Below are 17,587 nucleotides of genomic sequence, written 5' to 3'. Positions count from 1 at the left end.
GCCAGGATCCGTAGCGTTCGGGCAGGTCACGCCAGGGAATGCCGGTCCGTGTCCGGTACAACACACCGTTGACCACGGTGCGGTGATCGGCCCACTGCCCACCCGGGTTTCCGGTCTCCGGCAGCAGCGGGGCTATGCGTTCCCACTGAGCATTCGTCAGTTCATGCCGACGCACCATGACCGACTCCTGCCCGCAACGGCGGTAGATCCACCATGCCGGGCAAGAGCCATCAGACACTGCCTAGACCCCCGCCGCCCGCACCGCCGAGACGGCCTTGCGGGCCGCCACCAGGACCGGGTCCCACACGGGAGAGAACGGCGGGGCGTAGCCCAGGTCCAGGGCGACCACCTGTTCCACCGTCATACCCGCCGTCAAGGCGACGGCCGCGATGTCCACCCGCTTCGCGGACCCCGCGCCGCCGACGATCTGGACGCCCAGAAGGCGGCCCGTACGGCGCTCCGCCAGCATCTTCACCGTCATCTCGGCCGCGTCCGGGTAGTAGCCCGCCGTGTTCGTCGAGCGGATGGTGGCCGTCACGAAGCGCAGGCCCGCCTCCCGCGCGTCGCGTTCGCGCAGGCCGGTACGGGCGATCTCCAGGTCGCACACCTTGCTCACCGCCGTGCCCACGACCCCGGGGAACGTCGCGTAGCCGCCGCCCACGCCCGAGCCGATCACCTGGCCGTGCTTGTTGGCGTGCGTGCCCAGGGGGATGTGCCGCATGCGGCCCGCCACGAGGTCCAGGACCTCCACGCAGTCGCCGCCCGCCCAGATGTCCTCGTGGCCGCGCACCCGCATGGACAGGTCCGTGAGGACGCCCCCGGAATCGCCCAGGGGCAGGCCGGCCGCGCGGGCCAGGGCCGTACGGGGTTCGACGCCGATGCCGAGGACCACCACGTCCGCCGGATACTCCTCGCCCGAAGCCGTGGCCACGGCCCGGGCCCGGCCCTCCTCGTCGGTGAGGATCCGCGTCACCTCGGCGCGGGAGACCGTACGGATGCCCATGCCGTTCATCGCGCTGTGCACCAGGCCGCCCATGTCCGGGTCGAGCGTGGCCATGGGCTGCTCGCCCCGGTGCAGGACGGTGACCTCGTAGTCCCGGCCGACCAGGGCCTCGGCCATCTCCACGCCGATGTAGCCCGCGCCGACGACGACCGCCCTGCGCGGGCCCGTACGCTCCTGGGCCTCCGTACGCTCCAAGGTCGTCATCAGGCGCTGGCCGTCGTCCAGGGACTGCACCCCGTGGACCCCGTGCGCGCCGATGCCCGGCAGGCGGGGTCGGACCGGGCGGGCGCCGGTGGCCAGGACGAGCTTGTCGAAGCCCGTCCAGGATTCGCGGCCGGTGTCCAGATCCCGGGCACGGACCCGGCGTCCGGCCAGGTCGAGCTCCACCACCTCGGTCCGTGTGCGCAGGTCGATGTCCCGCGCGCGGTGCTCCTCGGGGGTGCGGGCGATCAGTTCGTCCCGCCCGGCCACCTGGCCGCCGATCCAGTACGGGATCCCGCACGCCGAGTACGAGGTGAAGTGCCCGCGCTCGAAGGCGGTGATCTCCAGCTCCGCCGGGCCCTTCAGTCGCCGGGCCTGTGACGCGGCGGACATGCCCGCCGCGTCACCGCCGATCACCACCAGTCGTTCCGTCGCCATCGTCCGCACCGCTCCTCTACCCGCCGTCGTCTACGGGGGACACGGTACGGGCGCGGGCTCGCTCAGCCCTCGCCGTCCTGCGGAGTCCCGGTGGGGACGGCCGGGGCGGACGCGGCGCGGGCCGGGTGGGGGATCGGCGCAGGGGTCGTCCGCGGCGCCGGCGCCGGCTTCGGTCGCGCGGGGCGCAGCTTGCGGTAGGCGCGGTACCCGAGCGCGATCAGGGCCACCGCCAGCGCGAACGGCAGTACGGCGGCCACCGCGAGGGTCACGTACCGCACCAGTGTGGAGAACACGGTCCAGCCGCCGCTCAGGGCGTCGCCGAAGCCGGTCTCCCGCTCCTTCTTCTTCTCCGCCGCCTTCGGGGCCGGCTCGGAGACCGACACCGTGATCGTGCCCAGCGCCGTCTGGTCCTTCAGCGCGTTCTGCTGGGCCAGCAGCGACTCCAGGTCGGCCTGGCGCCGGCTCAGCTCGCTCTCCAGCATGACCACGTCACTGAGCGCCGAGGCCCGGTCCATCATCTCCCGCACCCGAACCACGCTGGCCTGCTGTGACTTGACCCGGCTGTCGACGTCCGCGACCTTCTGGGTCACGTCCTGCGCCTCGACCTTCCGGTTCAGAAGCTTCCCGCTGCCCTCCAGGGCGCCGATCACCGCGTCGAAGCGCTCGCCGGGCACCCGCAGGGTCACCGTCGAGGTCATCCGGCCGTCCGGGCCGCGCTGGGTGGACTCGTTGCCGACGTAGCCGCCCGCGCCCTCCGCCGCGGTGCGGGCCGCGGCGAGGGCCTTCTGCGGTTCGGCCGTCTCTATGCCCAGGCTCCCCGTACGGATGATGTGCGCGCGGACCGCGGCGGGCGCCGCCGGCTGCTGCGGATCCTTGACGCCCTTGGAGTCCGCGGCCGGGGGCGCGGCCTCCGCCGCTCCCGGCTTGCCCTGGGCGGCGCCCGCCTCCTGGGGCGCGACCGCCGCCCGGTCGGCGCTCGCCGGCTTGGCCGAATCGGCGCCGGAGGCGCAGCCGGTGAGCGCGAGCGCCCCGGCGAGGGACAGGGCGGCCAGGGCCGCCGCCGAACGGTTTCTGTACAGCGAGTGCATCGTCACTACCCCCGGGGTTCGGCTGTTGTCGCCGCTTCGACGTCCAGAGTCCCGCCACGGGTTTCGTCCGCGCGGTCCCGAGGTGATCCCGATGAGGTCACGGTCCGGCGTCGCTGATCGGTCTGAGACGATGTGTCCATGCACGAAGCGGACACGCGTACGGATCGGCCGGGAGCCGCCGGCCCCACCGGCCCCACCCGTCACGTCGTCGTCATCGGGGGCGGGATCGCCGGACTCGCCGCCGCCCACCGGCTGCTCGCCGACGGACTCCGCGTCACCCTCCTGGAAGCCGGTCCCCGGCTCGGCGGCAAGCTGTACGCCGGCGAACTCGCGGGCGCCCGCGTCGACCTCGGCGCCGAGTCCGTCCTCGCCCGCCGCCCCGAAGCGGTGGAACTGGCCCGGGCCGTGGGCCTCGGCGACGCGCTCCAGCCGCCGGCCACCGCCACCGCGCACCTGTGGACCCGGGGCGCGCTGCGGCCGATGCCGCGCGGCCATGTCATGGGCGTCCCGGCCGAGTCGGGCCCGCTCGCCGCCTCCGGGGTGCTCTCCGCCGAGGGGCTGGCCCGGATCGAGGCCGAACGCGAGCTGGCACCCACCGACATCGGCGAGGACGTCGCGGTCGGCGAGTACGTCGCCGCCCGCCTCGGCCGCGAGGTCGTCGACCGGCTGGTCGAACCGCTGCTCGGCGGGGTCTACGCGGGCAACGCCTACCGCATCTCGATGCGGGCCGCCGTACCCCAGCTCTTCGAGGCCGCCCGTACCCACGCGCTGCTGAGCGAGGGCGTACGGGACCTGCAACGCCGGGCGGCGGCGCAGCCCCAGGCCGCCGGTCCCGTCTTCGCCGGCATCGACGGCGGCATCGGGCGGCTCCCGGTGGCCGTGGCCGAGGCCTGCCGGGCCGCCGGGGCGGACCTGCGCACCGGAGCCCCCGTGCGCGAGGTCCTGCGTACCGCCGAAGGCTGGCGGGTCGTCACCGGCTCGCGGACCGTCGAGGCCGACGGCGTGGTGCTGGCCACCCCGGCCGGGCCCGCCGCCCAGCTCCTCGCCTCCCTCGCCCCCGGGGCGGCCGCCGAGCTGCGCGCGGTCGAGTACGCCTCCATGGCCCTGGTCACCATGGCCTTCCGGCGCTCCGACCTCCCCGACGCGGTCACCGGCGGCGGAGCCAGCGGGTTCCTCGTACCGCCCGTGGACGGCCGCACGATCAAGGCCTCGACCTTCTCCAGCAACAAGTGGGCCTGGGCCGGCGCCGACCCCGACCTCTTCCTGCTGCGCACCTCCATCGGCCGGTACGGCGACGAGGGCGACCTGAAACTCGACGACGCCGAACTCGTCGACGTCTCGCTCGGCGACCTCGGCGAGGCCGTCGGGCTGGCCGCCCGGCCGGTGGCCGCCGCGGTCACCCGCTGGGACGGCGGGCTGCCGCAGTACCCCGTCGGCCACCTCGGCCGGGTGGCCCGCATCCGCGCCGCCGTGGCGGACCTGCCCGGCTTCGCCGTCTGCGGCGCCCTGTACGACGGGGTCGGCATTCCGGCCTGCGTCGCGAGCGCCGGACGGGCCGCCGACCTGGTGATCGCCTCGTTGGCCACCCCTGGCACAGACCACTGATCAGCACACGGGACAATGGACACATGACTGCACCAGAGAAGATTCCCAACGCGGGGAAGAAGGCGAAGGACCTCAACGAGGTCATCCGCTACACCCTGTGGTCCGTCTTCAAGCTGAAGGACGTCCTCCCGGAAGACCGCGCCGGCTACGCCGACGAGGTCCAGGAGCTGTTCGACCAGCTGGCCGCCAAGGACATCACCGTCCGCGGCACCTATGACGTCTCCGGCCTGCGCGCCGACGCCGACGTCATGATCTGGTGGCACGCGGAGACGGCGGACGAGCTGCAGAGCGCGTACAACCTCTTCCGCCGCACCAAGCTGGGCCGCGCGCTGGAGCCGGTGTGGTCGAACATGGCCCTGCACCGCCCGGCCGAGTTCAACAAGTCGCACATCCCGGCCTTCCTGGCCGACGAGGAAGCCCGCGACTACGTCAGCGTCTACCCGTTCGTGCGCTCGTACGACTGGTACCTGCTGCCCGACGAGGACCGTCGCCGCATGCTCGCCGACCACGGCAAGATGGCCCGCGGCTACCCGGACGTGCGTGCCAACACCGTCGCCTCCTTCTCGCTGGGCGACTACGAGTGGATGCTGGCTTTCGAGGCCGACGAGCTCTACCGCATCGTCGACCTCATGCGTCACCTGCGTGCCTCCGAGGCCCGGATGCACGTCCGTGAAGAGGTGCCCTTCTACACCGGGCGCCGCAAGTCCGTCGCCGATCTGGTCGCCGGGCTCGCCTGATACCTCCCCTGGGGGGAAGGACCGGAGGACTACTCGTGACACAGGGGTGGCCTCCGGTGATCGGGAGGCCATGCCCCCGAATCGACGCAGCCGGAGATCCCGCCCGGAAGTTCAGACGACAGGCGGCAGAAGCGCCCTGGGAGCGCTTGCTGCCCGGTCGTCCAGCGACACCGGTGCGGGCTCCGGATGCGGCGCACATGTGACACGCCACCCCGCAGTGTCACCTGTCAGCAAATACCGCTCCACGTGCCGGTCCACGCAGTCGTTGCGCCCGCCGGCCACCCCGTGGGTGCCCGCCCCCTCCACCGTGACCAGCGCCGCCCGCGCACCCAGGCGCCGTTGCAGTTCCAGCGCCCCCGGGTACGGCGTCGCGCCGTCCCGGTCCGCCGCGACGATCAGCGTCCGGGGCAGCCGGGCCGGCCGCGCCCCGACCGCCACCGGCCGCTGCCGCTCGGCCACCGGCCAGTAGGCGCACGGCAGGTTCAGGAAGGCGTTGGCCCAGGTCTCGAAGGGCGCGCGGCGGGCCAGTTCGGTGTTGTCGCGGTCCCAGGTCTCCCAGTCCGCCGGCCACGGGGCGTCGTTGCAGAGCACCGCCGTGTAGACGGCCGTCGCGTTCTCGGCCTCGGCCGCCCTGTCCGGATCGGGACCCGCCTGTGCGGTCAGCGGTCCGGGATCGCCCCGAAGGAAGGCGGCGAGGGCCGCGGCCCGCTCCGCCCACAGCCCGTCGTCGTAGGCGGCCTGGAGATACGCCGCGTGCAGCTCCCCGGTGCCCACGACCCCGCCCGCCGGAGCCTTGGCCACGGCCGCGCGGACCCGTTCGTAGCTCGCCCCCACCGCCTCCGGTGTGGCGCCGAGGCCGTACGCGGCGTGGTGACGGGCGGTCCAGGCGCGGAAGTCGGACCAGCGGCGTTCGAACCCCGGGGCCTGGTCCAGGTTGTTGCGGTACCAGATGCGGCGCGGGTCGGGATCGACCGCCGAGTCGAAGACCATGCGGCGCACGTGCCGGGGGTAGAGGGTCGCGTAGACCGCCCCGAGGTAGGTGCCGTACGAGGCGCCCATGAAGGTCAGCCGGCGTTCGCCGAGCGCGGCGCGCAGGACGTGCAGGTCCCGGACGTTGTTCAGGGTCGTGTAGTACGGCAGGGCCGCGCCGGCCCGCCGCGCGCAGCCGCGGGCGTAGGCCTGGGCGGCGGCGACGCGTTCCCTCTTGTACGCGGGGGAGGGGGCGGCCTGGACCTGGGTCGGGCCCTTGGCGCGGGCGGCCGGGTCCTGGCAGGACAGCGGGGCGGAGCGGCCGACTCCGCGAGGGGCGTAGCCGATGAGGTCGTAGGCCGCGGCGACGCGCTTCCAGGCGGGGAGGGGCGCGACGAGCGGGAAGGACATGCCGGACGCGCCGGGCCCGCCCGGGTTGTACACAAGCGCGCCCTGGCGCGCGGCCTTGCCGTGGCCGGTGGCGGGGACCCGGCTGACGGTGAGGGAGATCCGCGGGCCGTCGGGGCGGGCGTAGTCGAGCGGGACCCGGAGGGTGGCGCACCGCACGGGGTCGGGCAGTGCCTCGACGGCGGGGCAGGGGGCGAAGTCGAGCCCGGGGGCGTCGGCGGCTCGGCGGGCCACCAGGTCGGCCCCGGCGTCCTCGGCGGCCCGGACGGCGGCGGAGGCACCGGCCGATGTGTCGGCCGAGGTGTCGGCCGGGGTTTCTCCAGGCGTCGCACCGGCCGGTCCGGCGGCGCACAGGGTCAGGGAGAGGGCCGCCGCGGCGGCCCCGTGGCGTGCGAGCGTCGTCCGCATGGCGACCCTTCCTCTCATCGGCTGGTCCGATGAGATTCCAGGGCCGCCTCCCTGTACAGGCGCACCGCCGGGAGCGGGGGCCAGTACCCCCGGTTGCCGTAGGCCCGTCAGGAACTGCTACTGCCGCCGCCGCAGCTGGAGCCGGACGAACCGCTGGAGCAACTGGAGCCGCCGGAACCGCTGGAGCAGCTCGAACCGCTGCCGCCCCCACAGCCGCTGCCCGAGGAACCGAAGCCGCCCCCGCCGTCGCTGGTGGCGCACCAGACCTCCGGGATCTCGGCCGACGACCCGCAGGAGTCCCCCGACCCGGGAGGAACGGCGGCAGCGGACTGGGCCGCCGCGAGCCGGGTCTGGCGCGCCGCGGGCACCAGTTGCTCGCGCAGGAACGGATCGCGCAGACCGGCCAGGCCGAACAGCGCCGTCCGCACCTGCGGAGCCGGATCGCCCGCGTAGCGCGACCGCATCTCCCGGAGCGCCGCCTGCCCGGCCGGTGTGATCCGCCGCCCGGCGCGCGCCGCGCACACGGCGCCCATCACGAGGCCCCCCAGCAGCACGGGAACGACCTTGACGATGAACGGCACCTGGGAGCTGTCCAGGGTCCAGGCCAGGAAGCTGAGCGGGAGCGACAGCGGCACCAGTGCCCCGCACACCAGGGCCTGGATCAGCCCCCAGCGTCGCCACCGGCGCCCCCAACCGGGCCGGGAGACGAGCCCGCGCTCCGCCAGCGCGTCGCCGGTCTCCTGCACGGACGGGTCGAGCATGGCGGCGTAACGCACCTGGTAGAGCCACCCGGAGGGCGCCCGCTGAAGGGCCAGCATCACCGTGCGCTCGGCCGGGTCGGCGGCCCACGCCCCGTGGGGCGCGTGGATGATGCCCGGGCCGCCCACCACCAGCCGGCCGTCGCAGAGCAGCGAGACGAGCGCGGCGTCGACGACGGCCCCGGGCCCGCCCGCCAGGAACGCGGCCTCGGACAGGTCGTGCAGGCGCGGCGCGGGCCCGGCCGGCGGAGGCTGGGACCGGCGCAGGGCGCGCAGGAGCAGGACGGTGGAGGTGATGACGCCGATCCAGACGGCGACGGCGAGGAGGTTCATGCCGCCCTCCCCACCAGAGCGCGGGCCCAGCGCACGATCCGGCGGGGCGGCCGGGCCCCGGCCCGGTCCTGCCACCAGGCGGTGAGCCGGCGCCGGGCGGCCCGGTCGGCCGGCAGGTCCCGGATGAGCAGGTGCTCGGCGAAGTTCAGCGCGTCCCGCCGGTAGCCGGCCGTCATGGGGCGGTGGCGGGCGTAGCCGAGGAAGGCGGTGCGGAAGGCGTCCGGCCCGCCGAGGATCCCCGGCAGTTCGGGCGCGAGCTTGGCCACCACCGACGCGCGCTTGGCGGTCAGCGCCCGGGCCTGGACCCGGATCCGCTGCCGGTCGAAGCCCTCGGGCACGGGAGTCCCGGCGACCAGGGCCGACAGCAGGGCCGCCTGCCCGAGGCCTACGCGGGTGCGCGCGGCCTCGGTGGCGGGAGCGGGGGCGGTGGCGGGAGCCGGGGCGTGGGCGTGGGCCGGCCCGTCGTCCAGCCGGTGCGCGGGGGCCGGGCCTTCCGGGTTGGTGATCGTCACCACGTCGCGGATCCGGGCCAGTTCACCCGCCAGCTCCGACTCCGCCGGGAAGTCGTCGTCGCGCTCCAGCAGCACCCCCGGCGGGTCCACCCGCTCGCGCAGCCGCGCCAGTACGTCGAGTACCACCGGCGGCACCGGGTGCGCGTGGGTGTCGTGCCAGACGCCGTCCCGCTCCACGCCCCCGGCCACGTGCACGTACGCCAGCGCCTCCAGCGGAATCGCGTCCAGCACGGTGGCCGGGTCCTCGCCCCGGTTCACCCGGTTCGTGTGCAGGTTGGCCACGTCGACCAGCAGCCGTACGCCGGTCCGCTCGACCAGCTCCGTGAGGAACTGCCCCTCCGTCAGTTCCTCCTCGGGCCAGGAGAGGAGCGCGGCGATGTTCTCCAGGGCGAGCGGCACGGGCAGCGCGTCCTGGGCGATCCGTACGTTCTCGCACAGCACGTCCAGCGCGTCCCGGGTGCGCGGTACGGGCAGCAGGTGCCCGGCCTCCAGCCGGGGCGAGGTGGTCCGTACGAAGGCGATGTGCTCGCTGACCAGCGGCGCCCCCAGCGCCACCGCCCGCTCGGCGAGGGCGGCCAGCTTCGCGGGGTCGGGGCGGTCGGCGCCGCCGAGCCCCAGCGAGACCCCGTGCGGGACGACGCGGACGCCGCGCTCGCGCAGCCGCAGCAGGGATGCGGGCAGGTGGCCGTGGTCCGGGCAGATGTTCTCGGCCACCACCTCGACCCAGTCCAGGCCAGGCAGCCGCTCGACGGCGTCCGCGATCTCCGGCCGCCAGCCGATGCCCACCCCCAGGTGTGCCATGGGCTTCATGTCCCCTCGCCCCCTCTCGTCGGTCCGTGTGCCGGTGTCATGGCCCCGACGGTGTCGGGCCAACCCGGGAGAGGGGACGTTCAGAGCAACATTTGAGGTTCCCGCGGCGGGATCAGAGCCGCGCGCGGAGCGCGGGATGGTCCGCGACCACCGTGCAGGAACCCGGTGCGATCTCGGTGAAACCGGCGTCGCGCACCACCGGGAGCCCGCTCCCGCTGAGCTCGGCCCAGCGCGCGCGGGGGGCCGTGCGTACGGCCAGCCGGAAACCGGAAGCCTGCCAGCGCTCGCGCTCCGCCGGACCGAGTTCCCACCAGGCGAGCTGTGCCGCGTGGCCTGCCTGGGCCATCGCCTTGCCGGCGGACATGTCGAGATCCGGGTTGAGCCAGAGCACCGGGACCCCGGGCTCGGGCGGAGCGACCGGCTCCGGGTCGTCCAGGTCGGTGCCCGACACCTGGAGCTTGGCGAGTTCCTTGGGCCAGCCGTCGAGCGGGATCGGAGGGAACACCCGCACCTCTGACATGTCACCGTGCACGGTGACGCCTGGCAGTGTCTGCGCCTTGCGCCACTCCGCCCCGCGTGCCCGGCGCACCACCTTCCGGATCCGGGCGTCCTGCCAGTCGCGGACCGCCTCGGCCCATTCGCCCTCGCCGTGCGCGCGTTCGTCCGTCAGCAGGACCAGCACCGCGCGGGCCGCCGTCTCCAGCGCGTCCGTCCGCGCCGGCGGTCCGTCCTTCTCGATCCGCACGACCAGCGGCAGCACGAACTGCGGGGCCTCGTCGCGGGTGACGTGACCCTGCCGGAACGGGCTGTCCTCCCCGACGGCCGGTACGTCTGCGGTCTCCTGTGCGTCCTTGGTACTCATCCGCCCAAGGATGTCAGGCTCCACCTCCAGGATGATGTCCCGGGGCGCGCCCGGGGCCAGGATCGAGTCATGAAGAGCGATCTCTTTGCCTCCGAGAACCTGGCCCAGCCGCCCGCCGCGCCCGGCATGACCCTGCAGAACAGCAAGTCCGTCAAGTACACCGTCAACGGTGAGATGCTCGCCCGCCAGGGCTCGATGATCGCCTTCCGGGGCAACCTCCAGTTCGAGCGCAAGGGCCAGGGCATCGGCGGCCTCCTCAAGCGCGCCGTCACCGGCGAGGGGCTCGCGCTGATGGCCGTACGCGGGCAGGGCGAGGCCTGGTTCGCGCACGAGGCCGGCCACTGCTTCATCATCGAGTTCGAGCCCGGCGACGCCCTGACCGTCAACGGCCGCAACGTCCTGTGCTTCGACCCGACGCTCTCCTACGAGATCAAGATGGTGAAGGGCGCCGGCATGACCGGCGGCGGCCTGTTCAACAGCCTCTTCACCGGCACCGGCAAGCTCGCGGTGGTCTGCGACGCCAACCCGATCATCATCCCGGTCACCGCCCAGGCGCCCGTGTTCGTCGACACCGACGCCGTCGTCGGCTGGAGCGCGCGGCTGGAGACCGGTCTGCACCGCTCCCAGTCCGTCGGCTCCATGATCCGCGGCGGCTCCGGCGAAGCCGTACAGCTCAGGCTCAGCGGCGAGGGCTTCGTCATCGTCCGGCCCAGCGAGCTCACCGAGACGGCGGCCGCACACTGAAGCTCACCGACGTGGGCCGCCGCTACGGAAGGCGGCGGCCCTGGATCCTGCGCGGCGTCTGCCTGGAACTGCCGCCCGGCGCCCTGGTCCGCGTCGAAGGCGGCAACGGCGGCGGCAAGTCCACCCTCCTGCGCCTCCTCGCAGGCATCGACACCCCCACCGAGGGCAGCGTCACAGCCCGCCCGCCCCGCACCGCCTACGTCCCCGAACGCTTCCCGGCGGCCCTGCCGCTCACCGCCGCCGCCTACCTGACCCACCTGGGCCGGATCCACGGGCTCCCGCGCGCCGAGGCGGCCCGGCGCGCCGCCGAGCGGCTGGAGCGGTTCGGCGCCGCCGCGTACGCCGGCACCCCGCTCGCCGAGCTGTCCAAGGGGACCAGCCAGAAGGTGGCCGTCGCCCAGGCACTGCTCGCCGAGCCGGGCCTGCTCGTCCTCGACGAGGCGTGGACCGGACTCGACGCGTCCGCCCGCGCCGAGCTGGACCGTGCCGTCACCGAACGCACCGCCGCCGGGGGCACGGTGGTCTTCGTCGACCACGACCCGCTGCGGCTCGCGGACGCCCCCGACGCCCACTACCGGGTCGAGGGCGGCGCGCTGACAGCAGTGTCCGGGGCGCACGGCCCGTTCGTACGCATCCACGCGGCCGGAGCACCCGGCAGCGCACCGCCCCCGGGCCTGACCGTCGCGCCCGCCCCCGGCGGGGGAGTCCTGCTGACCGTGGAGGCGGCCCGCTCCGACACCGTGCTGCGCGAGCTGCTCACCGCGAGCCCGCCCTGGCACATCCGCGCCGTGGAGGAACTGCCGTGACCGTTCTGCTCCGCTACCAGGGCGCCCTGCTCCTGCGCTCCCAGCGCTGGCTCGCCCCGCTGATCGTCTACGCCGCCTTCGTGGCGGTCGGCGTCCGGGCGGGCGAACCGGCACTGGACTCGCTCGGCTACGTGGCCGCCGGGCTGGTGCCGCAGACGGCCTGGCTGGTCCGGATCTGCGTGACCAACGAGCCCCCGGCGGCCCGCCACTGCGCGGCCGCCGCCGTCGGTCCGCCCCGACTGCACGCGGCGGCGCTGCTGACCGCCCTCGGCGGCGCGCTGCTCGCGGGAACGGTGGCCGGCGCGGTGGCGCTGCTGCTCGGTGACCCCGCCGGACACCCGCTCCCCGAGGTCGTCCTCGCCGGGGCGCTGGCCGTGGCCGTGTGCGCGCTGACGGGGGCGGCCGTGGGGGCGCTGTGCAGCAGGCCGCTCGTACCCGGGCGCGGCCTCGCGTACCTGGCCGGGGGCGTCGGCTCGCTGCTGGCCTGGGTCCTCGCGGTGTCCCCGGCCCGCGGCGCGGTGTCCGCGCTGGTCGAGGGGGCGCGTACGAACACCGTGGAGCTGCCGTTCGGCTCCCTGGCGGGGGCGGTGCTGCTGGCCGGTGCGGCCGGTGCGGCGGCGTGCCTGGTCAGCGCGCGGCGGGACTGAGTACGCTCGTACGTATGGACCCGCGTATGGACCTGCTGGACGAGACCGCGTCGTACTGCCCCGCCCCGGCCGCCCCCGCCGAGCCGGTGCCCGGGCCGCCGTACGCCGACTGCGTGCAGTGCGGAAAGCCCACCGAGTACGGGGTCGCGACCCGTGGCGTGGTGCTGTGCCCGGTGTGCGAGTGGCAGGACGCGGAGCGCACCGCCTGCTCCGGCTGACCGCACCGGCCGGGGGTCGGCGCGTGGCCTACTTGCCGATCAGGTCGGACACCTTCACGAACCGGTACCCGCGCTTGCGCAGCTCCGGGACGATCTTCAAGATGGCCTGCTCGGTGACCGGGGCGGCGCTGCGCGTGCAGTGCATGACCACCACCGAACCGGGCCTCACCCCGGCCAGCACCTGTTCGGCCACCGCGTCGGGATCCCGCGCGAAGGCGTCCCCGCTGACCACGTCCCACTGCACGGCGGTGACCTTGGCCTCGGCCAGGGTCCGTAGCGCCTGGTCGTCGTAGCAGCCGCCGGGGAAGCGGAAGTACGGCACGGTGTTGACCGCGCCGGCCTTCCGGAAGGCGGCGAAGGCCTGGTCGACATCGGCGCGGGCGGCGGCGCCGTCGAGCGCGGGCAGCCCGTAGCAGGGCGACTTGAAGGCGTAGTGGCTGTACGAGTGGTTCGCGATCTCGAAGTTCGGGTCGGTGCCGATGGACTTGGCCTGGTCCGGATACTCCTCGGCCCAGCGGCCCGTCATGAAGACGGTCGACGGCACCTGGAGCCGGCGCAGGGTGGAGATCAGCCCGGGGTTGTCGAAACGTTCCCCCGAGGCGGCGCGCGGACCCTGGTCCGAGGTCATGTCGGCGTCGAACGTCAGGGCCACGGTCTTGTCGGTCCGTTGCCGCGCCCGTTCGAAGACGGGGGTCAGGCCGTTCGGGCCGGGGGCGATGGTCGGGGCCTTGCGGGGCGCGCCCGCCTGCGGGGAGGTGGCCGCCGATGGGGAGCCGCCCGACGGGGAGCCGGAGGCGGAGGCGGCCGGGGTGCCCGTACGGGCCTGGCCGCCGCCCTGCGACGTGCCGGTGCCGCCCCCGCAACCCGCGAGAGCGGCACTGAGTGCGGTCACGGCCGCCACTTTGCGTACAGAAATGGTCACGCACGCAAAATATATGACTATGTGGCAATAAGACGTTTGCGGCACTCCTTCACGTCGAAGTCGGCCGGCGGGTACTGCGGATCCATCTCCCCCAGGTGCTCCAGCAGCAGTGTGCTGACCGCCCAGTCGCGGTACCACTTGCGGTCCGCGGGGACGATGTACCAGGGCGCGGCGTCGGTGGAGCAGCGCTCCAGCGCCAGCTCGTACGCCTGCTGGTACGCGGGCCACGCGGCGCGCTCCTCGATGTCACCGGGGCTGAACTTCCAGTGCTTGTCCGGGTTGTCGAGCCGCTCCAGGAGCCGTCGGCGCTGCTCCTCGTAGCCGAGGTGGAGGAAGACCTTGACGACGGTCGCCCCGTCGTCCGCGAGGGACTTCTCGAACCGGTTGATCTGCGCGTAGCGGCGGGCCAGCTGACTGCGCGACACCAGCTCGCGGACGCGGGCGACCAGGACGTCCTCGTAGTGCGAACGGTCGAAGATGCCGATCTCCCCCGGCTGGGGGAGGGCCTTCTCCACGCGCCACAGGAAGGGATGGCCGCGCTCCTCGGGCGTGGGCGCCTTGAAGGCCTTGATGCGGCAGCCGGAGGGGTTGAACAGGCCGATCACGTGCTTGACGGTGCCACCCTTGCCGCTGGTGTCCATGCCCTGGAGGACCAGCAGGAGCCGGCGCCGGTCCCCGGCCGTGCTCGCCGCGTACAGCCGTTCCTGGAGGGAGGCCAGCCGGTCGGCCATCCGGGCGGTGGCAGCGACACCGGCCGCCTTGTCGGACGGGCCGGCGGGTACGGAGTCGGTGCGGTGGGCGGCGAGGTCCACGCGCTCGCCGACCGGTACGCGCAGCAGCGGGCGCAGCGGCTCGTCCTGGCCGGCCTTCCCGGCGCTCGTGTCCTGCCGCGACGCTCTGTCCTTCTCGGCCATCGCCGCCCGCTCCGATCCCGTCGATTCCATCCGATCCTCCAACGGATCGAACGGGACCGCGACGCGGCCGACGGCAGGGGACCCGAGGTCAGTGCCAGGGACCGGTCACCGCGAACGTCGTCCCGGGCAGATAGGCGTTGACGTACATCGTCCGCCCGTCGGGGGAGAAGGTGACGCCCGCGAACTCCCCCCACTCCGGGGCCCCGGGCATCCCGATGTCGTCCGCGTTGCGGGCCATCGGGTAGACCTCGCCGTCCACGGTCACGCCGAGGACGTACTGGGCTCCGCCGCCGTCCTCGCAGACCATCAGGCCGCCGTCCGGGGCCGGGCAGATGTTGTCGGGGGACTCCCCGGGGAGCCGGATGTCGCTCGCCGGGCCGAAGAGCACGTCCAGCCGGAGCCGGGCGCGCAGCGGATCGTAGAACCAGACCTGCCCGTGGTGGTCGGCGGCGGCCCCCTCGCGGGCGCGGGCGAAGCTGGAGACGAAGTGGACCCCGCCGTCGCCCCAGTAGCAGCCCTCCAGCTTCTGCGCGTGGGTGATCCCGCGCGGGCCGAAGTCCTGGAGGCGGACGGGGACGCCGGCGGCCGAGGGGTCCCGTACGGGTGCCCACTCCACCGGGAAGTGCGCCCCGGGCTCGTCCACCGCGGCCAGGTCCGCCACGCCCGGCACGCGCAGCGCCTCCAGGGTGCCGCCGGCCCGCAGGGAGCCGGGTCCGCCGAGGGGCCGTGCGGGAAGGAAGCGGTAGAACAGGCCGAACGGCTCGGTGAAGGCGTCCTCGGTCTCGTAGACGACACCCCGGTACGGGTCCACCGCTACGGCCTCGTGGGCGAAGCGGCCCAGCGCCGTCAGGGGGACCGCGCCGAGCCGGTGCGGGTCGGCGGGGTCCACCTCGAAGACGTACCCGTGGTCCCGGGTGTAACCGGAGGTGCCGGCCCGGTCCTCGGTCTCCTCGCAGCTCAGCCAGGTGTGCCAGGGGGTCCGGCCGCCCGCGCAGTTGACCGCGGTGCCGGCGAGGCCGACGCGCTCGGCGGTCACCTCGCCGGTCGGGGACAGCTCCAGGACCGTGCAGCCGCCGAGGGCCGCGGGGTCGTAGGTGAGGCCGTCGACGGCCGGGACGCGCAGGGCGGCGGTGGTGCGGTTCTCGTGGTTGCGGACCAGCCGGACGCGCCCGCCCCCGCGCGCGCCGAAGGCGGCCATGCCGTCGCAGTTGGCCGGTACCGTGCCCTCGCCGGAGCGCAAGGGGTCACCGGCGCGGGAGAGCACCCGGTACGAGAAACCGGCGGGCAGATCGAGCAGCCCGCGCGGATCGGGCAGGAGCGGGCCGTATCCGCGGGTCGGCCGGGCGGCGACGGCGCTCCCGGCGAAGAGGGCGCCGAACGTCCCGCTGAAGGCGACCCCGCCGGCGGCGAGCAGGCTGCGTCGGGTGACGGACATCGGCGGCTCCGGGCGGCGGAACGGGGGTGAGGGCCCGTGGTACCACGCCGGTCCGCCGGGTGCGATGTGACTCGCCGCAGTGCAAGGTGACATGTGACGGTGTTCCGTCACATGTCACGTTGCACCCGCGCGCGCGGTTTCGTCAGACGAGCTTGGCGCTCAGCGTGATCGTCGTGCCGGTCAGCGCCTGGCTGACGGGGCAGTTCTTCTTGGCGTCGTCGGCCGCGGCGGCGAAGGCCTCGCTGTCCATGCCCGGGACCTCGCCCTCCACCGTGAGGTGGATGCCGGTGATGCCCTGGCCGGGTACGAAGGTGACGGCGGCCGAGGTGGTCAGCTTGGTCGGCGCGCTGCCCGCCTTCGCCAGGATGTTCGAGAAGGCCATGTTGTAGCAGCTGGAGTGCGCGGCGGCGATGAGCTCTTCGGGGCTGGTCCGCCCGTTCGCCGCCTCGTCGGTCCGCGCCGGCCAGGAAACGGGGTAGCTGCCGAGGCCGGAGGAGTCGAGGGTGACGACGCCCTTGCCCTTGAGCAGATCGCCTTCCCAGACGGCGTGTGCGTTGCGTGTGGCGGTCAAGGTGGTTCCCTTCGCAGAAGTGGAAAGCCCGGGCCGCATCATTGCCCGGCCACGGCCAAACCTACTGGGATACCAGGGGCTTCGCGTCGCGCGCGAGCGCGGTGAGCCTCGATATGGCTCGGAAGTACTTCTTCCGATAGCCGCCGCCGAGCATTTCCGCGCTGAACAGCTTGTCGAAGGCGATTCCGGAGGCCAGGACCGGGACCTCGCGGTCGTACAGCCGGTCGGCGAGCACCACCAGGCGCAGCGCCGTCGACTGGTCCGGTACCGGTCCGACATCGGTCAGGCAGACCGCCGCTATCCCGTCCGTCAGCGCGCCGTAACGGCTCGGGTGGACCTTCGCCAGGTGCTCCAGCAGGCCCGGGAAGTCGTCGAGGCTCGCGCCCGGGGTCGCGTACGCGGCCTTGGCCACCTGCTCGTCCGAGAACGGCGCCGGGGCCTCGGGCAGGCCGCGGTGGCGGTAGTCCTGGCCGTCGATCCGCAGGGGCCGGAAGTGCGCGGACAGCCCCTGGATCTCCCGCAGGAAGTCGACGGAGGCGAAGCGGCCCTCACCGAGCTTGCCGGGCAGCGTGTTGGAGGTGGCGGCCAGCGCCACGCCCTGTTCGACGAGCCGGCTGAGCAGGCTCGAGACCAGCACGGTGTCACCGGGGTCGTCCAGCTCGAACTCGTCGATGCACAGCAGCCGGTGTCCGCCCAGGGTCCGCACGGTCTGCTGGAAGCCGAGCGCGCCGACCAGGTTGGTCAGCTCCACGAAGGTGCCGAAGGCCTTGAGCGCGGGTTCGGCCGGGGTGGCATGCCACAGGGAGGCGAGCAGGTGGGTCTTGCCGACGCCGTAGCCGCCGTCGAGGTAGACCCCGCGCGGGCCGGTGGGCTGGGCGGGCTTCTTGGCGAACCAGCGGCGCTTGCCGGCGCCGCTCGCGTGCGCCCCGCCGAGTCCGGCCGCGAAACCGCTCAGCACGGTGACGGCCTCGGCCTGGCTCGGCTGGGCCGGGTCGGGGTCGTACGTATCGAAGCGCACCGAGTCGAAACGCGGCGGCGGCACCATCTCGGCCACCAGCCGTTCGGCGGGCACACGCGGTTCGCGGGCGCACAGGGCCAGCGGGCCCGCGTCGGCTGTCGGGGGCTGCCCGGGGGCAGAACCGGAGGTGGAGAGTGATGTTGACACAGCTCTCAACTCTACGGGTCGTGTCACACTGCA

18 protein-coding genes are annotated in these 17,587 nt (G+C 74.1%); 6 read left to right on the top strand and 12 right to left on the bottom strand.

What is annotated here, in order from left to right; genetic code table 11:
• The 3 genes from ACWDYJ_RS11630 to ACWDYJ_RS11620 all read right to left on the bottom strand — a co-directional run.
• On the bottom strand, window positions 1-175 hold a 175-nt coding region (locus ACWDYJ_RS11630), incomplete at its 3' end, for a transposase (RefSeq protein ID WP_451565319.1).
• Between the two features lie 66 nt (window positions 176-241).
• Window positions 242-1,642 (bottom strand): FAD-dependent oxidoreductase, encoded by a 1,401-nt coding sequence (locus ACWDYJ_RS11625; RefSeq protein ID WP_451565310.1) that lies wholly within the window; start codon window positions 1,640-1,642, stop codon window positions 242-244.
• Window positions 1,643-1,704: 62 nt separating this feature from the next.
• Window positions 1,705-2,730 (bottom strand): DUF4349 domain-containing protein, encoded by a 1,026-nt coding sequence (locus ACWDYJ_RS11620; RefSeq protein ID WP_451565309.1) that lies wholly within the window; start codon window positions 2,728-2,730, stop codon window positions 1,705-1,707.
• A gap of 138 nt (window positions 2,731-2,868) precedes the next feature.
• Here ACWDYJ_RS11620 and hemG point away from each other — a divergent pair, with 138 nt between their 5' ends.
• A complete protein-coding gene (gene hemG / locus ACWDYJ_RS11615) occupies window positions 2,869-4,335 on the top strand; it encodes a protoporphyrinogen oxidase (RefSeq protein WP_451565308.1) in 1,467 nt (488 codons plus the stop codon).
• 23 nt (window positions 4,336-4,358) lie between these two features.
• Complete coding sequence (gene hemQ, locus ACWDYJ_RS11610; protein ID WP_451565307.1) at window positions 4,359-5,072, top strand: hydrogen peroxide-dependent heme synthase; 714 nt, start codon at window positions 4,359-4,361, stop codon at window positions 5,070-5,072.
• A gap of 111 nt (window positions 5,073-5,183) precedes the next feature.
• Here hemQ and ACWDYJ_RS11605 read toward each other — a convergent pair whose 3' ends face one another.
• From ACWDYJ_RS11605 to ACWDYJ_RS11590, 4 genes are all read right to left on the bottom strand, one after another.
• Window positions 5,184-6,857, bottom strand: coding sequence for an alpha/beta fold hydrolase (locus tag ACWDYJ_RS11605; protein WP_451565306.1), 1,674 nt, complete (start codon window positions 6,855-6,857; stop codon window positions 5,184-5,186).
• A 107-nt stretch (window positions 6,858-6,964) separates the two neighbouring features.
• A complete protein-coding gene (locus ACWDYJ_RS11600) occupies window positions 6,965-7,948 on the bottom strand; it encodes a TIGR04222 domain-containing membrane protein (protein ID WP_451565305.1) in 984 nt (327 codons plus the stop codon).
• Window positions 7,945-9,261, bottom strand: a complete 1,317-nt coding sequence (locus ACWDYJ_RS11595) for a DUF692 domain-containing protein (protein ID WP_451565318.1) — start codon at window positions 9,259-9,261, stop codon at window positions 7,945-7,947. Before ACWDYJ_RS11595 ends, ACWDYJ_RS11600 begins: the two co-directional genes overlap by 4 nt.
• A gap of 121 nt (window positions 9,262-9,382) precedes the next feature.
• A complete protein-coding gene (locus ACWDYJ_RS11590) occupies window positions 9,383-10,132 on the bottom strand; it encodes an aminoacyl-tRNA hydrolase (RefSeq protein WP_451565304.1) in 750 nt (249 codons plus the stop codon).
• A gap of 69 nt (window positions 10,133-10,201) precedes the next feature.
• On the opposite strand from ACWDYJ_RS11590, the gene ACWDYJ_RS11585 reads away from it, so the two are divergent.
• Genes ACWDYJ_RS11585 through ACWDYJ_RS11570 form a run of 4 tightly spaced genes read left to right on the top strand, consistent with a single transcriptional unit; the run spans window position 10,202 to window position 12,547 of the window.
• Window positions 10,202-10,876, top strand: a complete 675-nt coding sequence (locus ACWDYJ_RS11585; RefSeq protein ID WP_451565303.1) for an AIM24 family protein — start codon at window positions 10,202-10,204, stop codon at window positions 10,874-10,876.
• On the top strand, window positions 10,873-11,682 hold the full coding sequence (locus ACWDYJ_RS11580; RefSeq protein ID WP_451565317.1) for an ATP-binding cassette domain-containing protein: 810 nt from the start codon (window positions 10,873-10,875) through the stop codon (window positions 11,680-11,682). Before ACWDYJ_RS11585 ends, ACWDYJ_RS11580 begins: the two co-directional genes overlap by 4 nt.
• Window positions 11,679-12,329, top strand: coding sequence for an ABC transporter (locus tag ACWDYJ_RS11575; RefSeq protein WP_451565302.1), 651 nt, complete (start codon window positions 11,679-11,681; stop codon window positions 12,327-12,329). Before ACWDYJ_RS11580 ends, ACWDYJ_RS11575 begins: the two co-directional genes overlap by 4 nt.
• A gap of 14 nt (window positions 12,330-12,343) precedes the next feature.
• Entirely contained in the window at window positions 12,344-12,547 is a 204-nt protein-coding gene (locus ACWDYJ_RS11570; RefSeq protein WP_451565301.1) for a hypothetical protein, read from the top strand.
• Window positions 12,548-12,575: 28 nt separating this feature from the next.
• Here the strand turns inward: ACWDYJ_RS11570 and ACWDYJ_RS11565 are convergent, their stop codons facing one another.
• The 5 genes from ACWDYJ_RS11565 to zapE form a co-directional block, all read right to left on the bottom strand.
• On the bottom strand, window positions 12,576-13,448 hold the full coding sequence (locus ACWDYJ_RS11565; RefSeq protein WP_451565316.1) for a polysaccharide deacetylase family protein: 873 nt from the start codon (window positions 13,446-13,448) through the stop codon (window positions 12,576-12,578).
• A gap of 38 nt (window positions 13,449-13,486) precedes the next feature.
• Window positions 13,487-14,413, bottom strand: coding sequence for a PPK2 family polyphosphate kinase (locus tag ACWDYJ_RS11560; protein WP_451565300.1), 927 nt, complete (start codon window positions 14,411-14,413; stop codon window positions 13,487-13,489).
• Between the two features lie 58 nt (window positions 14,414-14,471).
• A complete protein-coding gene (locus ACWDYJ_RS11555; RefSeq protein WP_451565299.1) occupies window positions 14,472-15,818 on the bottom strand; it encodes an alkaline phosphatase PhoX in 1,347 nt (448 codons plus the stop codon).
• Between the two features lie 142 nt (window positions 15,819-15,960).
• Complete coding sequence (locus ACWDYJ_RS11550) at window positions 15,961-16,389, bottom strand: OsmC family peroxiredoxin (RefSeq protein ID WP_451565298.1); 429 nt, start codon at window positions 16,387-16,389, stop codon at window positions 15,961-15,963.
• A 61-nt stretch (window positions 16,390-16,450) separates the two neighbouring features.
• Window positions 16,451-17,554: a cell division protein ZapE gene (gene zapE / locus ACWDYJ_RS11545; RefSeq protein ID WP_451565297.1), complete on the bottom strand. Its 1,104-nt coding sequence runs from the start codon at window positions 17,552-17,554 to the stop codon at window positions 16,451-16,453.
• Window positions 17,555-17,587 lie beyond the last annotated feature (33 nt).

This window comes from Streptomyces sp. NPDC003042, assembly GCF_053591315.1.
The sequence above is the reverse complement of the archived record's forward strand: the minus strand, read 5'-3'. Positions and strand labels throughout refer to the sequence as shown.

Bases quoted from the DNA above. Each gene is read 5' to 3' on its own strand.
- ACWDYJ_RS11585 (WP_451565303.1), top strand. From the start codon at position 10,202: ATGAAGAGCGATCTCTTTGCCTCCGAGAACCTGGCCCAGCCGCCCGCC.
- hemQ (WP_451565307.1), top strand. From the start codon at position 4,359: ATGACTGCACCAGAGAAGATTCCCAACGCGGGGAAGAAGGCGAAGGAC.
- hemG (WP_451565308.1), top strand. From the start codon at position 2,869: ATGCACGAAGCGGACACGCGTACGGATCGGCCGGGAGCCGCCGGCCCC.
- ACWDYJ_RS11560 (WP_451565300.1), bottom strand. From the start codon at position 14,413: ATGGAATCGACGGGATCGGAGCGGGCGGCGATGGCCGAGAAGGACAGA.
- ACWDYJ_RS11620 (WP_451565309.1), bottom strand. From the start codon at position 2,730: ATGCACTCGCTGTACAGAAACCGTTCGGCGGCGGCCCTGGCCGCCCTG.
- ACWDYJ_RS11625 (WP_451565310.1), bottom strand. From the start codon at position 1,642: ATGGCGACGGAACGACTGGTGGTGATCGGCGGTGACGCGGCGGGCATG.
- ACWDYJ_RS11590 (WP_451565304.1), bottom strand. From the start codon at position 10,132: ATGAGTACCAAGGACGCACAGGAGACCGCAGACGTACCGGCCGTCGGG.
- ACWDYJ_RS11595 (WP_451565318.1), bottom strand. From the start codon at position 9,261: ATGGCACACCTGGGGGTGGGCATCGGCTGGCGGCCGGAGATCGCGGAC.
- ACWDYJ_RS11555 (WP_451565299.1), bottom strand. From the start codon at position 15,818: ATGTCCGTCACCCGACGCAGCCTGCTCGCCGCCGGCGGGGTCGCCTTC.
- ACWDYJ_RS11570 (WP_451565301.1), top strand. From the start codon at position 12,344: ATGGACCCGCGTATGGACCTGCTGGACGAGACCGCGTCGTACTGCCCC.
- ACWDYJ_RS11600 (WP_451565305.1), bottom strand. From the start codon at position 7,948: ATGAACCTCCTCGCCGTCGCCGTCTGGATCGGCGTCATCACCTCCACC.
- ACWDYJ_RS11605 (WP_451565306.1), bottom strand. From the start codon at position 6,857: ATGCGGACGACGCTCGCACGCCACGGGGCCGCCGCGGCGGCCCTCTCC.